The sequence below is a fragment of the Micromonospora sp. ABR4_055 genome (assembly GCF_056160425.1).
On the sequence record NZ_JBSWXD010000293.1, the window covers coordinates 1 to 2,552 of the forward strand.

Annotated in this window: 5 protein-coding genes; 3 read left to right on the top strand and 2 right to left on the bottom strand. The window is 59.6% G+C overall.

Annotated elements, in window-relative coordinates; genetic code table 11:
* From ACXAHD_RS31885 to ACXAHD_RS31895, 3 genes are all read left to right on the top strand, one after another.
* Nucleotides 1–662: polymorphic toxin-type HINT domain-containing protein (locus ACXAHD_RS31885; protein WP_475055131.1), on the top strand; the 662-nt coding region annotated here is incomplete at its 5' end.
* A 19-nt stretch (nt 663–681) separates the two neighbouring features.
* Nucleotides 682–1,041 carry a hypothetical protein gene (locus ACXAHD_RS31890; RefSeq protein WP_281551649.1) on the top strand — a complete coding sequence of 120 codons (360 nt, stop codon included), beginning with the start codon at nt 682–684 and terminating at the stop codon, nt 1,039–1,041.
* A 459-nt stretch (nt 1,042–1,500) separates the two neighbouring features.
* Nucleotides 1,501–1,854: a DUF6086 family protein gene (locus ACXAHD_RS31895; RefSeq protein ID WP_281551650.1), complete on the top strand. Its 354-nt coding sequence runs from the start codon at nt 1,501–1,503 to the stop codon at nt 1,852–1,854.
* A gap of 144 nt (nt 1,855–1,998) precedes the next feature.
* Here the strand turns inward: ACXAHD_RS31895 and ACXAHD_RS31900 are convergent, their stop codons facing one another.
* Nucleotides 1,999–2,160 (bottom strand): hypothetical protein, encoded by a 162-nt coding sequence (locus tag ACXAHD_RS31900; protein WP_475055133.1) that lies wholly within the window; start codon nt 2,158–2,160, stop codon nt 1,999–2,001.
* A gap of 75 nt (nt 2,161–2,235) precedes the next feature.
* Nucleotides 2,236–2,424: a DUF397 domain-containing protein gene (locus ACXAHD_RS31905; protein ID WP_281551651.1), complete on the bottom strand. Its 189-nt coding sequence runs from the start codon at nt 2,422–2,424 to the stop codon at nt 2,236–2,238.
* Nucleotides 2,425–2,552: the final 128 nt, after the last annotated feature.

Here is a 2,552-nt window from a genome sequence, read left to right on the forward strand (position 1 = left end):
CCGACGGCCAACACGGCGACGAGGGCAGAGACCCAGACACCACCAACGGCCACAGCGACCCCGGTGTCGCCCAGATCACCGCCACCGACGGCCACCCCTTCTGGGTCCCCGAACTCGACCAGTGGATCGACGCCACCCACCTCCAACCCGGCCAATGGCTCCACACCAGCACCGGCACCTGGATACAGATCACCGCAATCCACCGCAGGACCGTCCCACACGCCACCGTCCACAACCTCACCATCAGCCACGTCCACACGTACCATGTACTCGCCGGTGATACGCCGGTCCTCACGCACAATTGCGGCGACGAGGGTCCTCCAGAAGACGAAAGCGAGTGGTTCTTCCGCGGGGTAGACGAAAACCATCGTTCATACAATGCGCAGCACGGTGGCACGGTGACGCCGATGGGTGGTCACAGTGACCCAGTTCTTCACAACGACAACAATACGGAAAGTATCTACACCTCATGGACCTCCAGTAGGACAACGGCCGAGAGGCATGCGAGGAACCTTTCGGGTAGGGGTGTTGTTTTGATGGTGCGCCGCGGAACAACGGGTCCCATCATTGATATGGCATTTATGGGGATGGATAATTGGGGGGAGAGTGAAGTGCTTATTCAGGGTGTCGTGAAGGTTCAGAAGCACTATCACGTACGTTAAGAAGTCGGGGGTGCAATCCATGGATGAGGAGCGCGTAGTCGATGAAGTGTTGGCTGATGCCCTTCGTGAGATGGCAGGATTGTCCGGAATGCAGGTCGAGGTCGCCCCCCTGATCGGGCAGCGGATTCGATTCGCGATAGTCCGCGCATCTCATGTTGTTAACACTTATCGCACCAGGGGTGAAATCGCTGTCGAGCAAGGTAAGAAACTGTATGGGTTCGAGGGATTTTTGGATACCTTGCAGGGGGCGGTCGGGTGGGTGGCAATTGGGTCCTTGAGGAACGATTCAATAACTCATGTACTGCTCATGGATCATGAAAAGTGGGTTCTGATAGCCTGGGTGGCAATCGCGAACGAGCATCCGTCCGCTCGTGGGTGACGACGGGATGCACCCGGGTCTCGGAGCCACTGACCTCAATGATTCTGTCCGAGCGAGCTTCTGATCGCGGACTGTGTCAGTTGGTCCGGTCGTGTTCGATGTGGAGGACGACGAGGCCGGCCGCGACGATTTGACTGATGCGCCAGGGGTTGAGGCTGACGTTGCGGGGCGCTTTGAAGGTGGTCTTCAGAGGGCAGTTCGGAAGATTACGTCCTTTTCTGGGCGAGAGTGAATACTCCGGGTTTGTCTTCGGTGAGGACCTGGCGGTTGGCCATGCGTTTGAGCTTCGCTCGGGTGCCTTCGACCTGTTTCGGTGAGGGCTCGACGCCGAGCGCGAGGCATAGGATTTAGATTTACGAGGCCTGGCGTTGACCCCAGATTTCGATCCGCCCTGCAGGAGCGCTTCGCTCGATTGCGCCAAGAGCATCCGGGGCTAGATTTGCGGTTGGAGATCGCCGAGTGAGCTACTACTTTACAATCTCAGGTGACGATGTCTGGGATCCTGCTCTGCAGACTGGGCTGCTCTATGTTGCCTTGACGGAAAAGGTGGCATCGATGCTAGGTGTCGACAGTGGACTAAAGCCTGCCGAGAACGACACTTGCGAGGTCGACTCGATAGCGTTTTCTCGATTCATCGGCTCCCTCTCGGAGTTTTACTGGGCCAGCCGGCACCCCGTTCGCAAGGAACTGATTGAAGGTCTCCTTTTGACCTCTCTGGTCATCGCGGAGCGCGGATCCATCGCGATTCCTGAAACCTTGAAGGAGAATTCAGTTCTACGGGAAAAGATCGGTGAAATATCTAAGTCGATGTAAGACAAATGGACTACACCCGGTAGTGACCTCAAGCCTACAGATTCCTGGGGTGTCTGGTAATTGTTGAGTGCGGCACCAAGCATCGTGAGTGATGGCTCGGTTGCCAGGGGTGAAGCGTAGGCGGTTGATCATGGTTGCGGTGCGTCAGGTAAGGCCGGGATGAGCGACCTGCCTGCCGGTCGCCGACGCAACATCGGCCGACTGCTGGGCGATGATCCACTCGTGTGCAGGCGACATCGGTGCGGAGACGAGCAGGGTCAGGTAGATCCGTCGGCGCATGCTGCCTGCCGACTCGGCAACCATCATCGGCCGTGACTGACGCAGTTGGTGCGCTCGCGGCGGCCCGTGTGGAGAGTCGCCACGAGCAGGGGGAGCCAGGGGTTACGGGCGGGTGCCGTCGGACTTGAGGGTGGTGGTGAAGGTGGTCCAGGCGGCGGGGTCGAAGGTCAGCGTCCCGGCGGCGGGGGCTTTGGAGTCGCGTACGTCGATCTGGGTGCCCCGGTCGCGGACCTCGACGCACTGGCCGTTGCTGCCGGACCGGCTCGACGTGCGCCAGGTGTTACGTTCCATGCTCGCTCCCTCGTCTGATGGCTGCTGGCCTACTCACGTGGCGATGAGGTCTTTGGCGTCGTTGCAGAATCGGCGGACGGAGGGGGTGCGTCGGTAGGGGCCGAGTGCGCCGACGAGGTTGCGGACGT

Bases quoted from the DNA above. Each gene is read 5' to 3' on its own strand.
- ACXAHD_RS31890 (WP_281551649.1), top strand. From the start codon at position 682: ATGGATGAGGAGCGCGTAGTCGATGAAGTGTTGGCTGATGCCCTTCGT.
- ACXAHD_RS31905 (WP_281551651.1), bottom strand. From the start codon at position 2,424: ATGGAACGTAACACCTGGCGCACGTCGAGCCGGTCCGGCAGCAACGGC.
- ACXAHD_RS31900 (WP_475055133.1), bottom strand. From the start codon at position 2,160: ATGATGGTTGCCGAGTCGGCAGGCAGCATGCGCCGACGGATCTACCTG.